The sequence below is a fragment of the Streptomyces sp. NPDC002867 genome (genome assembly GCF_053591895.1).
Map to the genome: position 1 here is coordinate 91913 of NZ_JBSFUR010000019.1, position 23185 is coordinate 115097.

General features: G+C 72.3%; 20 protein-coding genes. 6 read left to right on the forward strand and 14 right to left on the reverse strand.

Annotation, left to right across the window (positions count from 1 at the left end; translation table 11 throughout):
* Positions 1–264 precede the first annotated feature (264 nt).
* From ACWD0A_RS19835 to ACWD0A_RS19855, 5 genes are all read right to left on the reverse strand, one after another.
* Positions 265–1317, reverse strand: a complete 1053-nt coding sequence (locus tag ACWD0A_RS19835; protein WP_451299784.1) for an aspartate-semialdehyde dehydrogenase — start codon at positions 1315–1317, stop codon at positions 265–267.
* Entirely contained in the window at positions 1314–2585 is a 1272-nt protein-coding gene (locus ACWD0A_RS19840; RefSeq protein ID WP_177149650.1) for an aspartate kinase, read from the reverse strand. The genes ACWD0A_RS19835 and ACWD0A_RS19840 overlap by 4 nt, the downstream gene beginning before the upstream one ends.
* 237 nt (positions 2586–2822) lie before the next feature.
* A complete protein-coding gene (locus ACWD0A_RS19845; RefSeq protein WP_307714338.1) occupies positions 2823–3482 on the reverse strand; it encodes a DUF5063 domain-containing protein in 660 nt (219 codons plus the stop codon).
* Positions 3475–4074, reverse strand: a complete 600-nt coding sequence (recR, locus tag ACWD0A_RS19850; protein WP_177149652.1) for a recombination mediator RecR — start codon at positions 4072–4074, stop codon at positions 3475–3477. The genes ACWD0A_RS19845 and recR overlap by 8 nt, the downstream gene beginning before the upstream one ends.
* Positions 4075–4166: 92 nt before the next feature.
* Positions 4167–4502 carry a YbaB/EbfC family nucleoid-associated protein gene (locus ACWD0A_RS19855; protein WP_307714339.1) on the reverse strand — a complete coding sequence of 112 codons (336 nt, stop codon included), beginning with the start codon at positions 4500–4502 and terminating at the stop codon, positions 4167–4169.
* A 324-nt stretch (positions 4503–4826) separates the two neighbouring features.
* On the opposite strand from ACWD0A_RS19855, the gene ACWD0A_RS19860 reads away from it, so the two are divergent.
* Entirely contained in the window at positions 4827–5576 is a 750-nt protein-coding gene (locus ACWD0A_RS19860; protein WP_451299787.1) for an SLATT domain-containing protein, read from the forward strand.
* Positions 5577–5640: 64 nt separating this feature from the next.
* On the opposite strand, the gene ACWD0A_RS19865 is transcribed toward ACWD0A_RS19860, so the two are convergent.
* The 5 genes from ACWD0A_RS19865 to ACWD0A_RS19885 form a co-directional block, all read right to left on the reverse strand.
* Positions 5641–6522 (reverse strand): SGNH/GDSL hydrolase family protein, encoded by an 882-nt coding sequence (locus ACWD0A_RS19865; RefSeq protein WP_451299789.1) that lies wholly within the window; start codon positions 6520–6522, stop codon positions 5641–5643.
* Positions 6523–6815: 293 nt separating this feature from the next.
* Positions 6816–7763 (reverse strand): class I SAM-dependent methyltransferase, encoded by a 948-nt coding sequence (locus ACWD0A_RS19870; RefSeq protein WP_451299791.1) that lies wholly within the window; start codon positions 7761–7763, stop codon positions 6816–6818.
* A 118-nt stretch (positions 7764–7881) separates the two neighbouring features.
* A complete protein-coding gene (locus tag ACWD0A_RS19875) occupies positions 7882–8532 on the reverse strand; it encodes a hypothetical protein (protein WP_307714343.1) in 651 nt (216 codons plus the stop codon).
* A 121-nt stretch (positions 8533–8653) separates the two neighbouring features.
* Positions 8654–11086 (reverse strand): dolichyl-phosphate beta-glucosyltransferase, encoded by a 2433-nt coding sequence (locus ACWD0A_RS19880; protein ID WP_451299793.1) that lies wholly within the window; start codon positions 11084–11086, stop codon positions 8654–8656.
* Positions 11083–11853 carry a GntR family transcriptional regulator gene (locus ACWD0A_RS19885; protein WP_451299851.1) on the reverse strand — a complete coding sequence of 257 codons (771 nt, stop codon included), beginning with the start codon at positions 11851–11853 and terminating at the stop codon, positions 11083–11085. The genes ACWD0A_RS19880 and ACWD0A_RS19885 overlap by 4 nt, the downstream gene beginning before the upstream one ends.
* Positions 11854–11998: 145 nt before the next feature.
* Here ACWD0A_RS19885 and ACWD0A_RS19890 point away from each other — a divergent pair, with 145 nt between their 5' ends.
* A complete protein-coding gene (locus tag ACWD0A_RS19890) occupies positions 11999–12406 on the forward strand; it encodes a hypothetical protein (RefSeq protein ID WP_451299853.1) in 408 nt (135 codons plus the stop codon).
* 27 nt (positions 12407–12433) lie between these two features.
* Here ACWD0A_RS19890 and ACWD0A_RS19895 read toward each other — a convergent pair whose 3' ends face one another.
* Positions 12434–13447: a GlxA family transcriptional regulator gene (locus ACWD0A_RS19895; protein ID WP_451299795.1), complete on the reverse strand. Its 1014-nt coding sequence runs from the start codon at positions 13445–13447 to the stop codon at positions 12434–12436.
* A 114-nt stretch (positions 13448–13561) separates the two neighbouring features.
* Here ACWD0A_RS19895 and ACWD0A_RS19900 point away from each other — a divergent pair, with 114 nt between their 5' ends.
* Complete coding sequence (locus ACWD0A_RS19900) at positions 13562–14497, forward strand: NADP-dependent oxidoreductase (protein ID WP_451299797.1); 936 nt, start codon at positions 13562–13564, stop codon at positions 14495–14497.
* Positions 14498–14551: 54 nt separating this feature from the next.
* On the opposite strand, the gene ACWD0A_RS19905 is transcribed toward ACWD0A_RS19900, so the two are convergent.
* Positions 14552–16309: an FG-GAP repeat domain-containing protein gene (locus ACWD0A_RS19905; protein ID WP_451299799.1), complete on the reverse strand. Its 1758-nt coding sequence runs from the start codon at positions 16307–16309 to the stop codon at positions 14552–14554.
* Between the two features lie 894 nt (positions 16310–17203).
* A complete protein-coding gene (locus tag ACWD0A_RS19910) occupies positions 17204–18559 on the reverse strand; it encodes an aminotransferase class III-fold pyridoxal phosphate-dependent enzyme (RefSeq protein WP_451299801.1) in 1356 nt (451 codons plus the stop codon).
* A gap of 158 nt (positions 18560–18717) precedes the next feature.
* Here ACWD0A_RS19910 and ACWD0A_RS19915 point away from each other — a divergent pair, with 158 nt between their 5' ends.
* The 3 genes from ACWD0A_RS19915 (at position 18718) to ACWD0A_RS19925 (ending at position 21653) form a co-directional block, all read left to right on the forward strand.
* The gene (locus tag ACWD0A_RS19915) at positions 18718–19311 is read left to right on the forward strand and encodes a type 1 glutamine amidotransferase family protein (protein ID WP_451299803.1); all 594 of its coding nucleotides are present in this window, start codon (positions 18718–18720) and stop codon (positions 19309–19311) included.
* Positions 19308–19826 carry a MarR family winged helix-turn-helix transcriptional regulator gene (locus ACWD0A_RS19920; RefSeq protein ID WP_451299805.1) on the forward strand — a complete coding sequence of 173 codons (519 nt, stop codon included), beginning with the start codon at positions 19308–19310 and terminating at the stop codon, positions 19824–19826. Before ACWD0A_RS19915 ends, ACWD0A_RS19920 begins: the two co-directional genes overlap by 4 nt.
* 102 nt (positions 19827–19928) lie before the next feature.
* Complete coding sequence (locus ACWD0A_RS19925; RefSeq protein ID WP_451299807.1) at positions 19929–21653, forward strand: serine/threonine-protein kinase; 1725 nt, start codon at positions 19929–19931, stop codon at positions 21651–21653.
* 86 nt (positions 21654–21739) lie between these two features.
* On the opposite strand, the gene ACWD0A_RS19930 is transcribed toward ACWD0A_RS19925, so the two are convergent.
* Positions 21740–23071, reverse strand: coding sequence for a S1 family peptidase (locus ACWD0A_RS19930; protein WP_451299809.1), 1332 nt, complete (start codon positions 23069–23071; stop codon positions 21740–21742).
* Positions 23072–23185 lie beyond the last annotated feature (114 nt).

Genomic DNA, 23185 nt, shown 5'->3' on the forward strand with positions numbered 1-23185 from the left:
GCGGTGAAACAAATGCCCTCATGCGCACTCGCTCATCCCCAATGCCCCATTTTTACGGCACCGTTCCGAGGCGACCGCAAAGACGCTTCCCCCCAACTGCCGGTTGCAGCAAGGAGGGAAGCGAATGATCGAACAGGCTCACGCCCCAGCTCAAGTGGTACAGACCTTGAAAGTTCACAGGGCACGGACATCCTACAAAGCCGCACGGACAATCCGTTCCCATTATCGGTTCGGTCGTCTGCGGCCGGTCCCCGGCCCCCGGGCTCAGAGCTCGGCAGCCACCGTCTCCGCGATCTGCGCGGAGTTCAGCGCGGCTCCCTTGCGCAGGTTGTCGCCGCACACGAAGAGCTCCAGCGCCGACGGGTCGTCGGGTGCGCGGCGCACCCGCCCCACCCACGTCGGATCGGTGCCCACCACGTCGGCGGGCGTCGGGAAGTCGCCCGCGTGAGGGTCGTCGTAGAGCACGACGCCCGGCGAGGTCGCCAGGATCTCGTGCGCCCGGTCCACCGTGACCTCGTTCTCGAAGCGCGCGTGCACCACCAGGGAGTGCGTGGTCAGCACGGGTACACGGACGAACGTCGCCGAGACCTTCAGCGACGGCAGGTCCAGGATCTTGCGGGTCTCGGCACGCAGCCCCAGCTCCTCGGACGACCAGCCGCCCTCGCGCGGCTCACCGGTCCAGGGCACGACGTTCAGCGCGAGCGGCGCGGGCAGCGGGCCGAGGCCGTCGTCGCCCACCGCACGACGTACGTCGCCGGGCCCCGTGCCCAGCTCCGTGCCGGCCACGAGGGACAGCTGAGCACGCAGGGCGTCCACCGCGTCCCGCCCGGCGCCGCTTGCGGCCTGGTACGAGGACACCACCAGTTCCTGCAGGCCGAACTCGGCGTGCAGCGCCCCCACCGCGGGCGCCAGCGTCAGCGTGGTGTCGTGGGGGCTGGCGACGATGCCGCGCGGCCGCACCCGTACGCAGTGCGGATTGACCTCGGGCACGACGAGCGGGACATCCGGGTCCATGCGGAAGGCCGGGGAGTTGTCCACGACCACCGCGCCCTTGGCGACGGCGACCGGCGCCCACCGCTCGGACACCTCGCCCGGTACGAGGAACACCGCGACGTCGATGCCGTCGAAGACCTCCTCGCCGAGCGGTACGACCTCGCACTCCTCCCCGCGCACGGCCAGCTTGCGGCCGGCCGAGCGCGGGGAGGCGGCGAGTCGGATCTCGCCCCAGATGTCGGCGTGCTGCGACAGGATCCGGAGCATCACCGCACCGACGGCTCCGGTCGCTCCCACGACCGCGAGCGCCGGTTTGGGCTTCATCGCCCTGTGCCTCCGTAGACGACCGCCTCGTCGGAGTCGGAGTCGAGCCCGAAGGCGGTGTGCACGGCGCGCACGGCCTCGTTGACGTCGTCGGCGCGGGTGACCACCGAGATGCGGATCTCGGAGGTCGAGATCAGCTCGATGTTCACGCCCGCGTCGGACAGCGCCTCGAAGAAGGACGCGGTCACACCGGGGTTCGTCTTCATACCGGCGCCGACCAGGGAGATCTTGCCGATCTGGTCGTCGTAGCGCAGGGAGTCGAAGCCGATCGCCGACTTCTGCTTCTCCAGCGCGGCCATGGCCTTCGCGCCGTCGGTCTTCGGCAGGGTGAAGGAGATGTCCGTCAGCGCCGTGGTGGCCGCCGAGACGTTCTGCACGACCATGTCGATGTTGATCTCGGCATCGGCGATGGCACGGAAGATGGCCGCGGCCTCGCCCGGCTTGTCCGGGACGCCGACGACGGTGACCTTGGCCTCGGAGACGTCGTGGGCGACTCCGGAGATGATGGCGTGCTCCACCTTCTGATCCCCTTGCGGTTCGTTGCTGACCCAGGTGCCGCGCAGTCCGGAGAAGGACGAGCGCACATGGATCGGGATGTTGTAACGGCGTGCGTACTCGACGCACCGGTGCAGCAGCACCTTGGAGCCGGAGGCGGCGAGCTCCAGCATGTCCTCGGAGGAGATCCAGTCGATCTTCCGGGCCTTCTTGACGACCCGCGGGTCGGCGGTGAAGACGCCGTCGACGTCGGTGTAGATCTCGCAGACCTCGGCGTCCAGCGCGGCGGCCAGCGCCACCGCCGTGGTGTCGGACCCGCCACGCCCCAGCGTGGTGATGTCCTTCTTGTCCTGGGACACACCCTGGAAGCCGGCGACGATGGCGATGTTGCCCTCGTCGAGCGCCGTGCGGATCCGGCCCGGCGTCACATCGATGATGCGCGCTTTGTTGTGGACCGAGTCGGTGATGACGCCTGCCTGGCTGCCGGTGAACGACTGGGCCTCGTGGCCCAGGTTTTTGATCGCCATGGCCAGCAGGGCCATGGAGATCCGCTCTCCTGCGGTCAGCAGCATGTCGAACTCACGCCCGGCAGGGATCGGAGATACCTGCTCGGCGAGATCGATCAGCTCGTCCGTCGTGTCACCCATCGCCGACACCACGACGACCACCTGGTGGCCGTCCTTCTTGGCATCGACGATTCGCTTGGCGACCCGCTTGATGCCTTCGGCATCGGCAACGGAGGAGCCTCCGTACTTCTGCACGACAAGGCCCACGTGCGCTCCTCGCTCGGTCTTCTGCAGTCACTACTGCGGTCGGCTCAGTCTATCGAGCGGCCGCGACACGACCCTGTGATGTCACATGGTGAGATGTCCCGCTCACTAGGTGATCATCCAGGAAGGGGCCAGGGACGTTCGCGGCCGCTCGGATGGCTGCTGCCCAGGGGACGGCGGCGTACGCGGGATGTGGCCCGCCTCACAGCCGGGCGGCACGAGCGAGGAGCCCACCGGACGTCAGCGCGCCCGGCGCAGCCCCAGCGGGGCGGCGATCTCCTCCACCATCACCTTGCCGGCCTCCTCGGCCAGCAGCTCCTCCGCGAGGTCCTCGTCGGTGTCCAGGCCGTCCAGCTCGGCAAGCGGCTGGTCGAGGCGGACGTGGGCCACGAGGGACTGGAGGGCGCGCAGGGTGGCGGAGGCGGTCGGGCCCCAGTTGGAGAAGTACGAGAACTGCCACCACCACAGCGCCTCCGTGGTGCGGCCCGCGCGGTAGTGGGCGAGGCCGTGGCGCAGGTCGGTGACGATGTCCGCGAGGCTGTCGGAGATCCGCGAGGGCACCGGGGCCTTGCGGGGCTCGTACGGGTCGAAGACCTCGGAGAAGACGTCCACCGGGTCGAGGAGCACGGCGAAGCGCTCGCGCAGCTCGTCGACGTCCTGGTCGGGACCGGTGTCCGGCTCGTACCGCTCGTCCGGGAGGATGTCCTCGTGCGCGCCCAGGCGGCCTCCGGTCAGCAGCAGCTGGGACACCTCCAGCAGCAGGAACGGGACCGCGCTGTCCGGCTCGTCGCCCTTCGCGACCTCGGTCGTCGCCACGATGAAGGATTCGATCGAGTCGGCGATCTGGACCGCGAAGTCGTCCGGGTCCTGACCTACAGCGTGCAGCATGGCGTCAGACATCGAGCAGTCGTCTCCCCTCGAAGGCACGCCCGAGGGTGACCTCGTCGGCGTATTCCAAGTCTCCCCCCACCGGGAGGCCGCTGGCCAGCCGCGTGACCTTGAGTCCCATCGGCTTCACCATGCGTGCGAGATAGGTGGCCGTCGCCTCGCCCTCGAGATTGGGGTCCGTGGCGAGGATCAGCTCGGTGACCGTGCCGTCCGCGAGACGGGCCAGCAGCTCGCGGATGCGCAGGTCGTCCGGGCCCACACCCTCGATGGGGCTGATGGCGCCGCCCAGAACGTGGTACCGGCCGCGGAACTCACGCGTCCGCTCGATCGCGACGACGTCCTTCGGCTCCTCCACGACGCAGATGACGGCCTGGTCGCGGCGGGGGTCACGGCAGATGTTGCACTGCTCCTGCTGTGCGACGTTGCCGCACACGGCGCAGAAGCGCACCTTGTCCTTCACCTCCAGCAGCGCGTGCGCGAGCCGGCGGACGTCGGTCGGCTCCGCCTGGAGGATGTGGAAGGCGATCCGCTGCGCGCTCTTGGGACCGACGCCGGGCAGCCTGCCCAGTTCGTCGATGAGGTCCTGAACCACGCCTTCGTACAACGGAACGCCTTTCCTTGCGTGCTTGCTGCTTACGGTAGTTGGTGAATATGACGCTTAGAAGGTCCTGACGGGACCGGCGCGAAAAGCCGGGGTCAGAACGGCAGGCCCGGCATGCCGCCGAGGCCCTGCGCGAGTGGTCCGAGCTTGTCCTGCTGGAGCTGCTGGGCGTTCTCGTTGGCGGCCTGGACGGCGGCGACGACGAGGTCCGCGAGGGTCTCGGTGTCCTCCGGGTCGACGGCCTTCGGGTCGATGACGAGGTTGCGCAGCTCGCCGGAGCCTGTGACGGTGGCCTTCACCAGACCGCCGCCCGCCTGGCCCTCGACCTCGGTCTGCGCCAACTCCTCCTGCGCCCGGGCGAGATCCTGCTGCATCTTCTGGGCCTGCTGGAGCAACTGCTGCATGTTGGGCTGGCCACCACCGGGAATCACGGTCACTCCTGTCCGTACGTTGCTTCGATACGGCCGAGCCTACGTGGTCACCGGGCGCGATGCCCCACCTGGAGGTGACCAACTCTTTCGAGTGAGAGCCACGGGCCCCGACCAGGATCCGCTACCTGATCAAGGCCCCCGTGCGGGCGGAAATACGGGCATCGAGGGCGCACAGCCCACCATTCGGCGGTATGAAGGGCGTGCGCATTCGCGGGCCCATCAGAACGAACGCGCGCACCGTACGTCACACGGTGTAACGTCAGCACCTTTTGAGCACCTTTTCAGCGAAGCCGCTGAAGCCGTAGAGGGTAGAGGAGCGCACCGGTGAGCCAGCCGGAGATGCAGCCCGGGGGGCCGGCCCGGGAGGAGGGCGGCACCGCGCCGCTGGGTGATCTGACCGGACGAGCGTTCCCGCTCGGCGACTGGGGGGAGCCCGCGGTCCGCCTCGACGAGCTCTACCGGTGGGTGGAGGCCGACGCCCTGCGGACGGCTGAGTGGTACCTCGCGGACCGAGCCCGCAAGCGCCGCTGGGCCCGGCTGCTGCGCCTCGGTACGGCGCTGGGCGCCATCACCGGGGCGGCCCTGCCGATGCTGGACCTGACGGGCGCGGTGGCCGGGGCCGCCCCCTGGGGGTACGTCTCCCTGCTGTTCGCCGCGGCCTGCGTGGCCTGTGACCGGTACTTCGGCCTCACCGCGGGCTGGATGCGCGACGTCGCCACGGCCCAGGCGGTGCAGCACCGCCTGCAGTCGCTGCAGTTCGACTGGGCGTCCGAGAGTGTGCGGGAGGTGCTGGGCCCGACGGAGGGCACGGCGAGCGAGGCGGCCGAGCGCTGCCTGGGGGTGCTGCGCCGCTTCTCCGAGGACGTCTCGGAACTGGTCCGTACGGAGACGGCGGACTGGATGACCGCCTTCCGCGCGGGCCCGGCGCCGCTGCGGCTGACGACCCACTCCCCCGCCCGCCCCGAGGCGGGCCCCCCGCCGCAGTCCGCGGGCGTGATCCAGGGCCGCTTCCCGCTGCCTCCGGGCACCCGCCCGAACATGCCCCGGCAGCGGCCCCCGGAGCCGCCGCGCTGAGGCCCGCACGGGGCCGGCCGCCCGGCGGCATGCGGGCAGCACGGGCCCCGGGGGGCGTCGTCCGTCAGTCGAGGTTCAGCACCGCGGCCGCCTGGTCGGCCATCGCGGCCTCGCCCGCCGCGTTCGGGTGCACCGGAACCACGTTGGTGCCGAACAGGAGCGGTTCGACCCAGCGCGTGCCCCTCGGGCTGCAGGCGTCGTGGCCCTTCGACACCTCGGCCATGTCGACGAAGGTGGCACCGGCCTCGCCGGCGGCCTTCTCGACGGCCGCGTTCAGGTCCGTCTGCATCTGGTGCAGGTAGGGCACGTCGCCCTTGGCGACCGGCATCTTGAGGAAGCAGCCGGGGACGGCCCGCTCGGGCAGGATCCACGGATAGCCGAGGATCGCGACCTCCGCCTTCGGCGACCTGGCCCTGATCTGGTTCAGTGCCGTCCTGATCGCGGGATACGTCTTCTCGGCGATGTCGTCGGAGAAGCTGCTGCCGTAGGCGTCCTTGCACGGGCTGCCCTGGCCGGCCGTGAGCGCGCCCAGGGTGCCGCAGGCGAGGATGGCGCTGATGAAGGTGTTGTTGTCGTTGCCGCCGATGGTCAGCGTGACGAGGTCGGTGTCGCTCCCGAGCGCGTCGAACTGCGGGGCGACACCCGGGTACTGGGCCTGGGTGAAGTGCTCGGTCTTCGCGGCGCCACAGGTGACGTCCGTGAGGTTCGCGCCCGTCCGGGCGGCGAGCAGGCGCGGGTAGTTCCTGGTGGTGCGGAAACACAGGGGGGATGCGGCCGGGTCGAGCGGGAGGACGCCCGAACCGGCGCTGTAACTGTCCCCGAGGGCGACGTAGTTCATCGGTTCGGCGGTGGCCCGGGCGGGGGCGGCGGTCCCCAGCCCGAGTGCGGCGGTCCCGGCGGCCGCGAGGACCACCGACAGGGCTCTGTTCTTGGCGCGGAACGGCATGGGGGGCGGCTCCTTCAGGCGAATGGTGCGGCTCTGGCATGCTCCGGCGCTCCGGGCGCCGGTTCGCGGAGCCACGACCTGTTCGCCGGGGCGCGTTCACCCGATCGGTGCGAGAAGCGTAGGAGGGCCCCGGGCCCGCCGCCCCTGTGACGGAATCCCAACCCTTGACACTTTTTTCGTGAGCCGTCACCAACGCCCGCCGCGCGATGTGTGCTTGCCGCCACGTGCGACGGCTCCGGGGCGCGTGCCCCGGAGCCGTCGTGTGCGATGCCGTCGTCGGCCGGTGAATCCCCTCAGCGCCTGCGGCCGGATGTCAGCGCCCGCGTCAGGACCGGCGGGAGCAGGTCCCGGGCCAGACGGCGGGCAAGGGAGCGGCGGGCGGGAGGAGCCGCCGGGGACGGTGCGGGAGCGGGCGGCGGGGTGACGGGCTCCGGCTCGGGGGCGGGCTGCGGGAGCGGCTCGTTGCGCGAGACCGGCGGGGCCGGCGGCTGCGCCTTGGGACCCTTGATACGGATCAGGGGCAAGCCCGCGACCTCCTCCACCCCGTGCCACACGTCCGTCCGGGTCGCCAGGAACTCCAGCAGCTCCTCGGTGAACGGGGCCGGGTCGCCCCATGTCCCGTACAGCTTGCTGCCCGTGATCACGATCGGCTTGAGGCCGGTCGTCGGCACCGCGCCCCACACCGCAGCCGAGACGCCCGGACAGTGCTCGGCCCGGAAGTCGTCGAAGGCCACGATCCCGTCGGGGAGCAGGAGTTCGCGCGCCGCGGCCACGTCGCCGTGGACGTGCTCGTACAGGTGGGACGCGTCGACGTGGACGAAGCGGCAGGTGGCCGCCGCGACGCGGGAGGTGATGACGGACGTCGGCGCCTGCACCACCGTGGGCAGTTCGTCGTGGAAGGAGAGGTAGTTGGCCTCGAAGGCCCGGCGCGTCAAGGTCGCGTACGAGCGGTCCATCTCCGCGCTGTTGGGGTCGTCCGGCGCCTCGGAGTCGAACAGGTCGCAGACGGTGAAGGTCTCTCCTTCCCGCAGATAGCCCCCGAGGAAGATCGCGCTCTTGCCCATGTAGGCGCCGAGCTCCAGAAGGTCACCCTTCACGTCCGTGGCTCTCTGACGGGTCAGGAACCAGTCGAAGATCAGCTGATCGACCGGCCAGAACCAGCCCTTGACGTCCGCGAACCGCTCCGGCCTGGGAAGTTCTTCCGCGGCCGTCCCCTCGGCGGGGGTACTTGTCTGCGACATGTCCCGGTCCTACAGCGGAAAGGTGTCCGGTATCCGTCCGCCACGTGTCCGGCGTCTGTCGGGCGCGTGTGCGGCACCTCCCCTCCGGGGCGCGACGCGGACCTCGGCGACGTCCGCGTCAGCTGAAGATGATCATCGAGCCCTGCCCGAGGCTCCGTGTCGCCGCCGCGTGCAGCCCCAGCCACACGTGCCGCTCCCGCGCGAACGGACTCTCGTCGTACGGGATCGGACCGGCGGGCTCCTCCAGGGCGGTGGGACGCTCCGGCGGCTCCGGTGCGGCCGGCGGGTTCGCCGGGTCGATGCCGATCGCGGGGGCCACGTACTCCAGTTCGCGCAGAAGACCCTGAGTGGAGCCCAACGGACCGCCACCCTCGAGAAGTTCGTCGTTGAACAGCGGCGCGGGGAAGTCCACCGGGACGTACGCGCCCGCGTGGTCGTAGTGCCACACCAGGTGCGACTGCTGCGCCGTCGACTCGAACATCTCCAGCAACTGCTCGTAGTCGCCGCCGAGTTCGTCGACCGGCGTCACCGCGAGACCGCACAGCTGAAGCAGGTAGGCGCGCCGCAGGAAGTGCAGCGCGTCGTAGTCGAATCCGGCGACCGGTGCGACGTCGCCCGACAGGCCCGGCATGTAGGCGAAGACGGGCACGGTGGGCAGACCGGCGCCGGTCAGGGCCTTGTCGTAGGAGGCGATCTCTTCGGCGAAGGGGTTGTCGGGGCTGTGGCACAGCACGTCGACAAGGGGGACCAGCCACAGGTCACAGGCCAAGGGAAGGCTCGCTCTCAGCGGTTCGGACGGGTTCTCCCCCTGGCTTCGCCAGGAGGGCGGTGGGTCGCGGACGGTGGCCGGGACAGCGTAATGCCGTGCGGAGGACCGGCGAAGAGGGCCCTCATCGCGTACCGCCTTCCGCCCCCACGTCCCATACCCATACCCCGGCCACGCGCTCTCCCGGCCTGCCCAGCAGTTTCGTGACCGTCTCGTAGAGCGCCTGCTCGTGGTACTGCGGCGGCAGCACCACCACGCCGGCCTTCCAGGCGGCGAGGTCCGCGCGGGCCTGCGCCTGCCAGTTGGGGCCGATCACGGGGACCCGTCCGGTGTTGCGGACGTCGGAGAGCAGGTTGGAGGTGTGGCGGGGTGTCGCACCGTAGATCCCGATGCGGTCGGGGCCCCACGGGCCGTTGAAGTAGCCGCCGGCGAGCGGGAATCCGAGGCCGTTCGCCGACTGCCAGTGCAGGGCGTCCGCGCTGCCCGGCGTCGGCAGCGGCACGGTGACCAGCGACTCGCCCTCGCCGAGGTAGGAGCGGTACGCGCCGTGGGTGATGAAGCCCGGCACCTCCGCCCGCTCCCGTACCGGGTAGGGGGTCGGGAGCACCGGGATCAGCGCCGCCGCCAGCGCCGCGAAGCCCGCTGCCCGCAGGCCCCGGGAGCGGTTCTCCGCCGCCGCGAGACGGTCGGCGGCGAGCGCGAGCAGCATGCCGAGCACGGGCGCGCACACCATCGCCACCCGCGACTCGATGACCGACTCGAACAGCGGCTGGTGCGCGAGCGCCCGCCACGGCCCGGTCAGCACGATGTCCGTGTACGGGATGCGGAACTTCGGTCCGAGCGACAGGAAGGCGGCGGCCACCGCCGTGAACGCCAGCGCCTTCACCACCGCCAGCCGCCACCACTGGATCACCAGTGCGGCGCTCAGCGCGATCAGCGGCCAGCCGAAGAAGGCGTTCTGCTCGGTGCGGTTCATCGCGAGCGGATCGGCGCCCGCGTCCGAGCCGAGCAGGGCACGACCCGAGAACTGCAGGAACGCGAGCGGGCTGTTGCCCGCGTTGTCGCCGTGCAGCACGCTCTTGTAGCTCTGCGGCCCGAAGAACTGCCAGCCGAGCGGGAACGCCACCAGCGGCAGGCACACCAGCAGCGCGATCCCGAGCCCGCGCAGCAGCGGCCGCCACGCCGCCCGGGCCACGTCGCGCCGCGCGAGCGCGTACGACAGGGCGAACAGCAGCATGCCGACGGCGGCGAGCAGCAGCGGCTCCTCGCCGAGGAAGATCTGGTACGTCGCGAACAGGCCGAGCAGCACGCCGTCGCGGACCACGTTCCGGCCCTCGCACAGCCGCAGCGCCCGGTCGACGATCAGCGGCAGCATGAACAGGACGAGGAAGTTCGGGTGTGCGTTCCCGTGCGAGATCATCGGCGGCGCGAAGGCGGCGAAGCCGCCGCCGAGCGCGGCGGCGGCTCTGTTGCGGACGAGCCGCCGGGCGATCAGCCAGTACCAGGAGACGGCGGTCGCGGTCAGGCCGAGGGTGAGGACGAGCGCCCAGGTGACGGTCGGCCCGAAGGCCAGCGTGACGGGGGTCAGGGGGACGGACAGGCCCAGCATGACCGTGTTGGCCATCAGGTTCACGCCCTCGGGATATCCCTGGAGGGTGGTGAACAGCGGATTGCGCAGATGCGTGACGTTGTCGGCGGTGACCGCGAAGAACCACTCCCACTGGTTCTGGTCCTGGCCGGCGTCGCGCAGGTAGCCGCGGTCGAGGTCCGCCCACAGGCCCTGGTAGAGCAGGACGGACGCGAGGAGGAAGAGCCCGGCGACGGCGAGGTCCGCGCGCCGCACGGCACGGGTCCGCAGTCGCAGCAGCTCCAGCAGCACCTTGCCGTAGTCGGCGGGCCTGACCTTGGATCCGGCGACGTGCGACCAGCGCACCGGGACCTCGGTCACGGGCCAGCCCTCACGGCGGAAGAAGCGCAGGATCTCGACGTCGATGCCCCATCCGGTGAGCCTCGAGTCGGCGAACGCGGCGCGCGCCTTGTCGCCGTCGAAGAGTTTGAAGCCGCATTGGGTGTCGCGGATACCGGACACCGCGACGAGGCGTATGAGCCGGTTGCCCATGCGGCCGAGCCACTCGCGCAGGCGCCGCTGGTGCACCTCGATCCGGGCCTCGGGGTGGGCGCGCGAGCCGATGGCGGCCGCGGCGCCGGTGGCGGCGAGCTCGTCGTCGAGGCGGGCCAGCTCGTCGACGGGGGTGGCGAGGTCGGCGTCGGTGAACAGCACCCGCCGCCCGTAGGAGGCGAGGACGCCCATGCGCAGGGCATGGCCCTTGCCGCGGTTGGTGCTGCTCGACACGAGCTGGATGCGGGGGTCCCCGGCCGCCGCCTCCTGGGCGATCTTCGCGGTCGCGTCGGTGGAGCCGTCGTCGACGACGATCAGCTCCCACTCGCCCCAGCGCTCCGGGTCGGCGCGCAGGAAGGCGCAGACGGCGTCCAGCGTCGGGCCGAGGCGTTCCTCCTCGTTGTACGCGGGTACGACGACGCTCAGGTCCACGCTCACCGCTCGGACCGGGCGTCGGGGATCCGGGCCGGGGCTGGGCGGCCGTCCGTGGAGTCACCGGACCCGCCAACGGGGACCGGTCCGCGTTCGAGCCGGTCCGCCCAGGCGAGCGCGTGCGCGTTGTAGGCGTGGATCTCCTGGCGCACACCCTCCGGGTCACCGTGGGTCACGGAGTCCACCACCTTCTCGTGCCCGCTCCACAGCCACTCCGACATCTCCGGGTCGGACCGCAGGTACGGCACGGCGAACACCCACGCCTGCACCCGGAGCCGGTGCAGGAACTCGGAGATGTAGTGGTTGGTCACGAGCGCTCCGAGCTCGCGCCAGAACCGCAGGTCGTAGCCGATCAGAATGTCGAGATCACCGGCGCGTGCCGCCCGTGCGGCCTCCTCGGCCCGGCGGCGCACGGACAGCAGGGCCTGGCTGCTCAGAGCCGCGGAACCGCGCTCCGTGCGCTGCCGGAAGACGCCGTCGACCACCATCGAGCGCGCCTCGACCATCGTGCGGTAGTCGTCGACGGAGAACCGGTGCACCTTGAATCCGCGGTGCTGGTCCGATTCGAGCAGCCCCTGCGCGGACAGGTCCACGAGCGCCTCGCGCACGGGTGTCGCGGAGACGCCGTACTGGTCGGCGATCTGCTTGACCGTGAACTCCTGCCCGGGCTGGAGACGCCCGGCGAGCACCTCGTCACGCAGCGCGTCCGCGATCTGCTGCCGCAGGGTGCTGCGTGTGACGGCGGTGCCGCCGCCGCTGGCGTTGCCGGGCATCGTGGTGGCCTTCTCCTTCTGCTTCGTCCCGGACACGATAGGCCAGGGGGCGTGGCGGGGTCGTGGGGCACGGGGCCCGCACCGTGACGGAAGCGAGGCGGATGTGACGGATGTGTTCGAACCGGCCGACGGCGACGGCGCCCCGATGTCCGGGGCCGGACGGGCCGCCGAGGTCCGCACGGCGTTCGAGGGGCTGCTCCAGATCCGCCGTGTGACCAACGCGACGGCCGCGGACCCGGCGGCCGTCCCCGCGCCCTGGGAGCTGAACCGCATGGTGCGCGCGGTGTCCCTGGCCCTGGAGGCGGCCGGCTTCCCGCCGTCGGCGGTGGGCGCCGACGGCACGAGGACGGCGACGGGCTACCGGGTCCGCCCCGGCGAGCGTCCGGCCACGGTGTACGTGGAGTGGCTGGGCCCGCCGGGCGGCGGCGCGGCGCAGGCGGAGGAGGCCGAGCTGACGGCGTGCGCGGCGGCCCTGGGACGCCTCGGCTGGGAGGCGCTGCTGTACCGGGGCCCGCGGCGGCGGCGCTTCCTGGAGGTGGAGCGGGGGGCGTGAGCGCGGGACCCCGCCGGCACCGAGGGACTACGAAGCGACCAGCTCGCCGCGCCCCGCGGCCGGCTCGCCCGCCCGGGCGCGGAACGTCTGGCGGTACGCCATCGGCGACACCCCGATCACCGCGGCCATGTGCTGGCGCAGCGACGCCGCCGTGCCGAAGCCCGACTCCGCCGCGACCCGGTCCACGGGGAGGTCCGTCGTCTCCAGCAGGCGGCGGGCGTGCTCGACGCGCTGGCGGGTCAGCCACTGGACCGGCGTCGTGCCGACCTCCTCGCGGAAGCGGCGGGAGAACGTGCGCACGCTCATCCGGGCGTGCGCGGCCAGTTCCGCGAGGGTCAGCGGGCCGCCCAGCCGGCCGAGTGCCCAGGCGCGGGTCGCGGAGGTCGACGCCGCGGAGGGCGGCGGCACCGGCCGCTCGATGAACTGGGCCTGGCCGCCGTCCCGCCACGGCGGCACGACGCACAGCCGCGCCACCCGGTTGGCGACCTCGCTTCCGTGGTCGCGGCGCAGCAGGTGCAGGCACAGGTCCACCCCGGCCGCGACGCCCGCCGCCGTCAGCACGTCGCCGTCCTCGACGAACAGCACGCCCGGGTCGACCTCGACCCCGGGGAAGGCGCGCTGGAACTCCTCCGCTTCGTTCCAGTGCGTGGTGGCGCGGCGGCCGTCGAGCAGGCCGGCGGTGGCGAGGACGTACGAGGCGGTGCAGATGGACACGACGCGGGCGCGGGGGCGGAGCGTCGTGAGGGCGGCGGCGAGCGGCGCGGGCAGCCACTCCTGGGGCCGGTCCGGGCCGCAGGTGAACGGCGGGACGACGAGCGTGTCCGCCGTCGCGAGCACGTCGAGCCCGTGCTCGACGGTGACGGAGAAGTCGGCGCTGGTGCGCACCGTGCCGCCGTCGATGCCGCAGGTGATCACCTCGTACAGCGGTTCGCCGCCGGGCCCTTGGGCAGTGCCGAAGATCCGGACCGGGATGCTCATCTCGAAGGGGTAGACGCCGTCGAGCGCGAGGACGACGACGCGGTGCGGGGCGGAGGAGGCCATGGCCAGATCCTTGCACATCATGGCCATCCGGCCACTCGAATGCGGCTTTCCGCTGCCGCAGGGTTGGTCCCGGACCCCGACCGGGGCCGATTCCCCTGACGAGGAGCGGACATCATGCGGGCCATCAGGCAGGACACACTCGGCGGACCGGACGTGCTGAAGGTCGTCGAGACCGGCCGTCCCGAGCCCGGTCCCTCGGAGGTCCTGGTGCGGGTCCACGCCGCCGGGGTCAACCCGACGGACTGGTGGCACCGTTCGACGGGCGGGCTTCTCGGCGACGGACGCCCGGTGCCGCTCGGCTGGGACGTGTCCGGCGTCGTGGAGGCCGTCGGTCTCGGCGTGACGATGTACCGGCCGGGCGACGAGGTGTTCGGCATGCCCCGGCTGCCCCAACCGGCTGGCGCGTACGCCGAGTTCATGACCTCACCGGCCCGCCATCTGGCCCGAAAGCCGGCCGGGATCTCGCACGTGGAGGCCGCCGCCCTGCCGATCGCCGCGCTCACCGCCTGGCAGTCGCTGGTCGACACCGCCGGCGTACGCCCCGGGCAGCGCGTGCTGGTACACGCGGCGGCCGGCGGCGTCGGACACCTGGCCGTCCAGATCGCCAAGGCACGGGGCGCGTACGTGATCGGCACGGCGAGCGCGGCCAGGCACGCCTTCGTGCGGGGGCTCGGTGCCGACGAGGTCGTCGACTACCGGACGACGGACTTCACCGAGGCCGTCGAGGACATGGACGTGGTCCTGGACGCCGTGGGCGGTGAGTACGGGCCGCGGTCCCTGGACGTGCTCCGGCCGGGCGGCATGCTGGTCTCTCTCGCCTCGCCCGCCGAGGCGTACCTCGCCGGGGAGGCCGAACGGCGCGGGCTGCGCGCCGGGTTCACGATCGTGGAGCCCGACAACGGCGGGCTGCGGGAGATCGCCGCGCTGGTCGAGTCGGGCAGGCTGCGCGTGCACGTGGACACGGTGCTGCCGCTGGAGCAGGCCGGCAAGGCGCACGAGATCGGCGAGACGGGCCGGACGCAGGGGAAGATCGTGCTCACTGTCACGTGAGCGGGCTCCCGAGGAGCGCCGCCGCGTGGGCGGCGCCCCTCGGGGCCGTGGTGCCTAGTACAGGCCGGTGTACGTGTTCCAGCCCGTGCCGATGGTCGCCTTGGGCTTGAAGCCGCCCTTGCCGTCGGAGTCGTAGCGGTAGAGGGTGCCGCCGCTGGTACGCGCGACGAGGTCCGAGCGGCCGTCGCCGTTCATGTCGCCCGGCGCCGTCAGCTTGGTGTACTGGCCCCAGCCGGAGCCGATCAGCTTCTTCGCCTTGAACGGCGCGGAGGCCACGCCCGTGCCCTCGTACAGGTACAGCGTGCCGTCCTTGGCGCGCGCGATCATGTCCGCGCGACCGTCGCCGGAGATGTCACCGGCGCCGACCAGCACGTTGAACTGGCCCCAGCCGCTGCCGATCCGCTGCTTCGCGGCGAAGCCGCTGCCGGTGCCGTAGCCGCGGTAGAGGTAGAGCACGCCCGAGCCGTCGCGGGCCACGATGTCGCCCTTGCCGTCGCCGGAGAGGTCACCCAGGCCGACGAGGGTGTTGTAGACGCCCCAGCCGCCGCCGATGTCGTGGATCGAACCCGACGAGTGGCTGAGGTTGTAGAGGTGACCGTTGTAGACCTCGAACAGGTCGGCGTAGCCGTCGTCGTCGAGCGAGGAGAAGTACGACAGCTTCGCGCCCGTGAACATGCCGTCGTCACTGGCCCTCATACGCGGGGCGAACTGGCCGTTGTTCAGGTCGTAGTAGTAGTAGAGGGCACCGCGGGAGTCGAGACCGAAGATCTCGTCCTTGCCCCACGAGGGGAGACTGCTGCCGTTGGCGAACCGGCTCACGCCGTTCCAGCCGCCGCCGAGCTTCACGCGCGGCAGGAAGGCGCCCGTGCCGGTGGAGGAGTACTGGTAGAGGTCGCCGTTGTACGCGCGGGCGAGCAGGTCGGCGTTGCCGTCCTCGTCGAGGTCGTCGATGCTGAACAGCGTGTTGAAGATGTTCCAGCCGGTGCCGACCTTGACCCTGTCCTTGAAGGGACGCGTGGCCTCGCCGGTGCCGCTGTAGAAGAACAGCTCACCCGCGGTGTTGCGGGCGAAGAGGTCGGCGACGGCGTCGTTGTTGACGTCGTTCATGCCGACGAGCTGGTCGAACTGGCCCCAGCCCGAGCCGATCTTGACCCGGGACCCGAGCGGGCTGGAGGCGCTGGTGGTGCCCGGGTACAGGTAGAAGTCGCCGGCGTGAGTACGCGCGAGCACGTCACCGATGCCGTCGCCGGTCAGGTCACCGGGCGAGAAGACCTTGTTGTAGATCTGCCAGCCGTGGCCGGACCAGAAGTTGTTCGGGTAGTACAGGTGGTTCGTGTACGCCGAGAGCCGTCCGGCAGCCGTGAGCGTGAAGTGGACCGGACCGTCCGGGTGGAGACCGGCCGCGGTGAAGACGTCCTTGTAGGTCTGGGTGCCCGTCTCGCCGGAGACGTAGTAGCTGATCTCGTGGCTCTCGGCGCCGGTGTCGACGTACACGGTCCCGTCGATGCTTTGCAGGAGTATGTCGGACCAGCCGTCGCCGTCCACGTCGCTGCGCGGCGGGGCGAGCGGCGCGCCCTCGTCCTGGGCGCTGAACGCGCCGCGGTTCACCTCGGGCCGCGGCAGCGTCAGGCGGGGCAGCTGCCCCGCGTCGCGCGCGGGCTGCTCGACGGTGGCGCGGGGCGCCGGCGGTTCGTCCGCGAACGCGGGCGCCGGGGAGGCGAGCAGGGCACCTGCCGTGACCGACAGGGCGAGTGCGGTGCATGCCGCCAGGCGGCGGGTGGCCGCCGGGCGGCCGGTTCTCTTCGAAGACAAGGTCCCCCCAGGGAGTGATGCCACAGGTGCGGGCACCAGGTCAGACGCATGAGGCGGGGGGAGGGATGTACGGGAGCGGTGATGTTTCGGGTGGGCGGGGGTGGGCCGCTGCGCGGGGCGCTTTCCCCACCCCGCCCTTTCCCGGAACCGGGGCGAGCCCCGGACCCCTCACCGCGCTGCGCGCGGTGCCCCGAGCTGTCCCCTACGGCCTGCGGCCGTGGGGTGTCCGCATCCCGAACTGGGGCTCCGCCCCAGACCCCCGTACCGCGCTTCGCGCGGTGTCCTCGAACTCCCCTACGGCCTGTCGGCCGTGGGGGGTGCCCCCAGACGGGCTGATTTCGCGCAGCGAAGTCCAGCCCCGCCGGGGGCACTCCCCCTGGCTTCGCCGGGGACCCACGGCCGCCCGGCCGTAGGGGAGTCGGGACGCCGGCCCCCCGGCCCGAGGGCGCAGGGGGAGGGTCGTGGGGTCCCCTCACGCCTGCAGGGCGCAGGAGGAGGGACCGTGGGGCCCCAATCCCCAGGGCGCAGGGCGTGGGACCGTGGGATCCCCCGACACCCAGGGCGCAGGAGGAGGGACCCTGGGATCCCCCCAGGGCGTAGAAGGAGGGACCATGGGGTCCTCACGCCCGCAGGGCGGCGTAGGGGGAGAGCCCCACCCCCAGGGCGCAGGGCGAGGGACCGTGGGATCCCCCAGGGCGTAGGGGAGGGACCGTGGGCCCCCACCCCCAGGGCGGCGTAGGGGAGAGACCGTGGGCCCCCACCCTCAGGACGCAGGAGAGGGACCGTAGGGCACCCACTCCCAGGCGCAGGGCGAGGGACCGTGGGGTCCCCCACACCCGCAGCGCGCAGGGGGCGGTTCCGGTGGGGGCCCGGCATAGGGCGAGGCGTCCTCGGCTAGGCCACCCACTCGTCGGCCACCGACAGCGCCGCGTCCAGGGCCGCCAGGCCCTCCTTGACCTCGGACTCCGTCACGTTGCACGGCGGCACCGCGTGCGTGCGGTTCATGTTGACGAAGGGCCACAGGCCGTTCTTCTTGCAGGCCGCCCCGAACGCCGCCATCGCCGCGTTCGCCTCGCCCGTCGCGTTGTACGGCACCAGCGGCTCGCGCGTCTCGCGGTCGCGGACCAGGTCCAGCGCCCAGAACGCGCCCGTGCCGCGCACCTCGCCCACCGACGGGTGGCGCTCGGCCAGTTCGCGCAGGCCGGGCCCGAGGACCGTCTCGCCGATGCGGGCGGCGTGCTCGACGACCTTCTCCTCCTCCATCACCCGGATCGTGGCGACGGCGGCCGCGCAGGCCAGCGGGTGGCCGGAGTACGTCAGGCCACCCGGGTACGGGCGCCTGTCGAACGTCGCCGCGATCTCGGCCGAGATCGCGACACCGCCCAGCGGCACGTAGCCGGAGTTGACGCCCTTCGCGAACGTCATCAGGTCCGGCACCACGTCGAAGTGCTCGGCAGCGAACCACCTGCCCGTACGGCCGAAGCCCGCCATGACCTCGTCGAGCACGAAGACGATGCCGTAGCGGTCGCAGATCTCGCGGACGCCCGCGAGGTAGCCCGGCGGCGGGGTCATGATTCCGGCCGTGCCGGGGATGGTCTCCAGGATGATCGCCGCGATGGTCTGCGGGCCCTCGAAGGCGATGGTGTCCTCGAGGTGCGTCAGGGCGCGCTCGCACTCCTCCGCCTCCGTCGAGGAGTAGAACGGCGAGCGGTAGAGGAACGGCCCCCAGAAGTGGACGACGCCCGCGGTGCCGTTGTCGTTGGCCCAGCGGCGCGGGTCACCGGTGACGTTGATCGCGGTCGCCGTGCCGCCGTGGTACGAGCGGTAGGCCGAGAGCACCTTCGGGCGGCCCGTGTGCAGGCGGGCCATGCGGATGGCGTTCTCGACGGCCTCGGCGCCGCCGTTGGTGAAGAAGATCTTGTCCAGGTCGCCCGGGGTCCGCTCGGCGATCAGCCGGGCCGCCTCGGAGCGCGGCTCGACCGCGAACGCGGGCGCGAAGGTGGCGAGCCTGCCCGCCTGCTCCTGGATCGCGGCGACGACCTTCGGGTGCTGGTACCCGATGTTGGTGTAGACGAGGCCGCTGGTGAAGTCGAGGTAGCGGTTCCCGTCGTAGTCCCAGAAGTACGAACCCTCGGCACCGGCGACGGCGAGCGGGTCGATCAGTCCCTGGGCGGACCAGGAGTGGAACACGTGCGCGCGGTCCGCCGCCTTGACGGCGGCACCGGCCTGGGGATCGGCATGAGGGGTCATGCGGGCCAGCGTAAGGAGGAGCAGGTGAGAGCCGACATGGCCACCTTGTATGACCTCGGCCTCCTTGTCTGGGCAGGGTGTCGGGCCGCCGCCCTCCGTCATTGACAGTATGCTGTCGATATGACAGGCTACTGTCATTGAAAGTCGAGGAGGGCACCATGACCCGCAAGACCGTTCATCTGGCCGTGTACGACACCTACGCCGACTGGGAGACGGGCCACGCCACCGCCCACCTGACGCAGAACGGCTTCACCGTGCGCACGGTCGGCCTCACGACGGAGCCCGTCACCACCATGGGCGGCGTCCGTATCCAGCCCGACCTGGCGCTCGACGCGCTGGACCCGGCCGACAGCGCGCTGCTGATCCTCACCGGCGCCTCACTGTGGGAGACCGGCGACAAGCTCGCGCCGTTCGCCGCGGCGGCGCGCACGTTCCTCGACGCGGGCGTCCCGGTCGCCGCCATCTGCGGCGCGACCGCCGGTCTCGCCCGCGAGGGCCTGCTCGACGACCGCCCGCACACCAGCGCCGCGTCCTTCTACCTGGAGGCCACGGGCTACCGGGGCGGCGAGAGGTACGTGGAGGCGGACGCCGTCACCCACGGCGACCTGATCACCGCGGGCCCGACCGAGCCGGTCGCGTTCGCCCGCGAGGTCTTCGCCCGGCTCGGGGTGTACGAGGGCCCGAAGCTGGACGCCTGGTACCGGCTCTTCCACGACTCGGACCCGGCGGCGTACGAGATCCTTTCGGCATGAGCACGCACAGACCCGACAACCACCCGCAGGAACTGCTGACCCGTACGGCGCTCGGCGTCTTCCGGCTGAACGGCCAGTTCATCACCGTCTCGGACGGGCTGGCCCAGGAGGCCGGGCTGACAGCGGCCCGCTGGCAGGTCCTCGGCGCCGTGCTGCGCGAGCCGCAGACCGTGGCCGGGATAGCCCGCACGATGGGCATCACGCGACAGAGCGTGCAGCGCATCGCCGACCTGCTGGCCGAGCAGGGGCTCGCGGAGTACCGACCCAACCCGGCCCACCGCCGCGCGAAGCTGCTGCACGCGACGGAGGCGGGACGCGAGGCGATACGCAAGATCGACCCGGGGCACGCGCGGCTCGCCCGCCGACTGCTCGGTGAGCTCGGGGCGGAGAGGTTCGCGGAGACCGTGCGGGTGCTGGAGCGGCTGTCGAGCGCGATGGACGCCATCGAGCAGGAGATGGCGGGTGCGCCGGAGGGGGCCGAGGCGGAGGAGACGGCGGTCGCCACGAGCGGCTGAACCGCAGGCGAGTCCGCACATCGCGCGCCCCCCGCTGCCCCCGGCGCACGGCACTATCCTCGGTCCGTCGAACCATCGGACACGGGGGGAGGGCCACGCGCCATGGAGCAGCTGGCACCAGGGGATCCACGGCACATCGGCGAGTACCGGCTGCTGGCCAGACTCGGCGCGGGCGGCATGGGCCAGGTGTACCTGGCCCGCTCCGACCGCGGGCGGACCGTGGCCGTCAAGCTCGTACGACAGGAGCTGGCCGAACAGGAGCAGTTCCGCAACCGGTTCCGCCTGGAGGTGCGCGCCGCACTGCGGGTCGGTGGCCGGTGGACCGCGCCCGTCCTCGATGCCGACACCGAGGCGCCCGTCCCCTGGGTCGCGACCGGCTACATCGCCGGGCCCGCCCTGCACACCGTCGTCTCCGGCGCACACGGCCCGCTGCCCGAACGCAGCGTCCGCCTCCTCGCCTCCGGACTCGCGCACGCCCTGACGAGCATCCACGCGGCCGGCCTGGTCCACCGCGACCTGAAGCCGTCGAACATCCTGGTCACCATCGACGGCCCGCGCGTGATCGACTTCGGCATAGCCCGCGCGCTGGACACGGTCACCGACGGCGGACTCACCCGTACCGGCGTGCTCGTCGGCTCCCCGGGGTTCATGTCCCCCGAGCAGATCCGCGGCGACCGGGTCACGCCCGCCGGCGACGTCTTCTGTCTGGGCTCGGTCCTCGCCTACGCGGCCACGGGCCGGCTGCCGTTCGGCACGGGCGACAGCGGGGTGCACGCGCAGATGTTCCGCATCGCCCAGGAGGAACCGTCGCTGGACGGCGTCCCCGAGGGCCTGCGGGACCTGGTGCGGGACTGCCTCCACAAGGATCCGGCGGCCCGGCCGACACCGGCGCAGATCCTGGAGCGCACGGACCGGGAAGCGGACGGGGAGCCGTGGCTGCCGGCCGCGCTCGTCGCCCAACTGGGACGTCACGCCGTGGAGTTGCTGGAGTACGAGCAGCCGCCGGCAGCCGCCGCGGAACCGGCCGCCGTGCCCGCCGAGCCCCCTGCTCCCTCCCCCGCGCAGCCGCCCACGATGACGGCCCCGCAGACGCCGCCCCCGCCCGCACCCGCCCCGCAGCCTCCGCCGCCCGGCCCGGCGGCACCGCCCGGCCCGGCGTACGGCTACCCGCACACGCCGCCCGCCCCGGCCCTCTACGCACCGGCCGCGTACACGCCCGCCTCCTACACGCACGTCCCGGCTCCCACGCCGCCGCCCGCTCCCGAGCCGCGCACGTCACGCGGCAGCACCCTCGCCCTGATCGCGGTCGCCCTGGTCGTGGCCGTGGGCGCGGGCGGCGCGGTCTACACGTTCATGTCCAAGGACAAGGACAAGGGCGGCACGACGGCGAAGCCCGAGCCCGGTCCCACCTCCTCCTCGGCGTCCGGCTCCACGACGCCGTCCGGCGACGCCAAGGGGCCGTCCCCCTCCTCGTCGCCGTCCACGGCGACGGGCGGGGTCCCGCAGGAGTACATCGGCAGCTGGCGCGCGTCGTTCGACACCGCGGACGGCACCAACGTCCGGGAAATGACCATCACCCAGGGCGAGCGGGGCGAGCAGGTCATGACCCTGTCCGGCACCGGCCCGAACTACGACTGCCGCTGGTCCGCCACCCTGCGCGCACCGGGACCGCCGCTCGAACTGGGGCCGACCACGGTCACCTTCGGCGATCCGGTGTCGTGCGCACCAGGACAGTGGAGCCGCCTCGACATGCCGGACGACTCCACGATCGTGCGCGAGCTGGTCGGCTCGGGCGGCGAGCCGCTCACGTACACGAAGACGGGCTGAGCCTGTACGAAGACGGGCCGAGAGTTGAACGCGGAGGGGCCGAGGCGTACACGAGGACGGGCCGAGCGGGGGCGGGACGGGAAGGCTCAGCTCCAGCTCGCGGAGTGGAAACTGCGGAACTCCCGGCGCTCCTGGACCGAGACGATCCAGCGCGCAGACACCAGGAGGCCCAGGCTCAGGGCGATGACGCCCAGTCCGAGGCGGGGGTTGTCGAAGTCCACGATGCTCGTGATCTCCCGGGAGCCGCCGGCTGCCGGACCCGAACCGCCGGACCCGGCGGGCCCGGCGTCCCCGCCCGCCTGGCCGGATGCTTCCGCCCCGGAGCCGCCCGTGCCGCCGCCGGCGCCCGGCGGGCGCGGCGGTCCGCCCGTCAGGCTCACGCCCAGCGCCTCCATGGCCGCGGGCACCGGCTGGAAGTACGTCGTGCCGCCGCTCGCGCAGTCCCCGTCGCCGCCCGACGTCACGCCGAGCGCCAGCCCCTCCGAGAACAGCGGGCCCCCGCTGTCACCGGGCTCCGCGCACACCGTGGTCTCGATCAGGCCGGTGACCGTGCCCTCGGGATAGTTCACCGTCGCGTTCACCGCGGTCACCTCGCCGGACCGGAAGCCGGTCGTACTGCCGCTGCGGAACACCCGCTGACCGACGACGGGATCGGCCGACCCGACGATCCGTACGCCCTGGCCGCCGCCGATCGAGGCGACGTTGGTGCGGTCGAGCGTGTCGGTGCTCTCGTACCGGACCAGGGAGTAGTCCTTGCCCGGGAAGGCCGCGTCGGTGGTGGTGCCGACCAGTTCGGCGCCCTGCAGGTCCCGGAACCAGGACGTGCCCTCGGGTCCGCAGTGGCCCGCCGTCAGGATGTAGGTGTCCGTGCCGTCGGTCACGTTGAAGCCCGCCGAACAGCGGCGCTGGTCACCGAAGATCGGGGACGCACCGCCGACCCTGGTGGTGAAGGCGCCCGGCGTGCGCTCCATGCGGACGTGGCCGCCGATCCGTTCGGCGAGGCCGGACAGCCGCGCCCAGTCGGCGGCGGAGACCGTGCTGTCGGCACGCACGGTGACCTCGTTGGACGCGTAGTCGACCGCCCATGCCGTCCCGGCGACGCGGGGCGCGTCACGCAGCGCCTCGGTGGCGGAGCGGAGCCGGTCCATGCTGTGGGGCACGATCCGGGCGTCCGCGCCGGCCGCGCGGACCTCCGCGGCCGCTTCGGCGTCGGTCACCGCGACGACCGTCCGCCCCTCGTCGGTCGTCCAACTTCCCGCGGTACGCGACGTGCCGAGCCGCGCGACGGCGTCCGCCACCCCCCGGCGTTCCGCCGGTTCGCCGGCCATGGCGTCCGTGACCATCAGAACGCCGCAGACCAGCCCGCCCGCGGCGGCCAGCCGCACCAGCCGCCGCAGCTTCCGTCGTGCGTGCCTCATACGCGGCCCCAAGGTCGTACCGTCCCGGTGTCACCCGCTCTATACGTGGCCGCGGCCCGCGCCGTTCACCGACGCCCCGCCGAGCGGGCCGTGAACATGTCACCCGTGGGCCTG

Bases quoted from the DNA above. Each gene is read 5' to 3' on its own strand.
- ACWD0A_RS19870 (WP_451299791.1), bottom strand. From the start codon at position 7,763: ATGTCGCAGACAAGTACCCCCGCCGAGGGGACGGCCGCGGAAGAACTT.
- ACWD0A_RS19930 (WP_451299809.1), bottom strand. From the start codon at position 23,071: ATGAGGCACGCACGACGGAAGCTGCGGCGGCTGGTGCGGCTGGCCGCC.
- ACWD0A_RS19885 (WP_451299851.1), bottom strand. From the start codon at position 11,853: ATGCCCGGCAACGCCAGCGGCGGCGGCACCGCCGTCACACGCAGCACC.
- ACWD0A_RS19915 (WP_451299803.1), top strand. From the start codon at position 18,718: ATGACCCGCAAGACCGTTCATCTGGCCGTGTACGACACCTACGCCGAC.
- ACWD0A_RS19835 (WP_451299784.1), bottom strand. From the start codon at position 1,317: ATGAAGCCCAAACCGGCGCTCGCGGTCGTGGGAGCGACCGGAGCCGTC.
- ACWD0A_RS19845 (WP_307714338.1), bottom strand. From the start codon at position 3,482: ATGTCTGACGCCATGCTGCACGCTGTAGGTCAGGACCCGGACGACTTC.
- ACWD0A_RS19900 (WP_451299797.1), top strand. From the start codon at position 13,562: ATGCGGGCCATCAGGCAGGACACACTCGGCGGACCGGACGTGCTGAAG.
- ACWD0A_RS19890 (WP_451299853.1), top strand. From the start codon at position 11,999: ATGTCCGGGGCCGGACGGGCCGCCGAGGTCCGCACGGCGTTCGAGGGG.
- ACWD0A_RS19865 (WP_451299789.1), bottom strand. From the start codon at position 6,522: ATGCCGTTCCGCGCCAAGAACAGAGCCCTGTCGGTGGTCCTCGCGGCC.
- ACWD0A_RS19910 (WP_451299801.1), bottom strand. From the start codon at position 18,559: ATGACCCCTCATGCCGATCCCCAGGCCGGTGCCGCCGTCAAGGCGGCG.
- ACWD0A_RS19920 (WP_451299805.1), top strand. From the start codon at position 19,308: ATGAGCACGCACAGACCCGACAACCACCCGCAGGAACTGCTGACCCGT.
- ACWD0A_RS19895 (WP_451299795.1), bottom strand. From the start codon at position 13,447: ATGGCCTCCTCCGCCCCGCACCGCGTCGTCGTCCTCGCGCTCGACGGC.
- ACWD0A_RS19925 (WP_451299807.1), top strand. From the start codon at position 19,929: ATGGAGCAGCTGGCACCAGGGGATCCACGGCACATCGGCGAGTACCGG.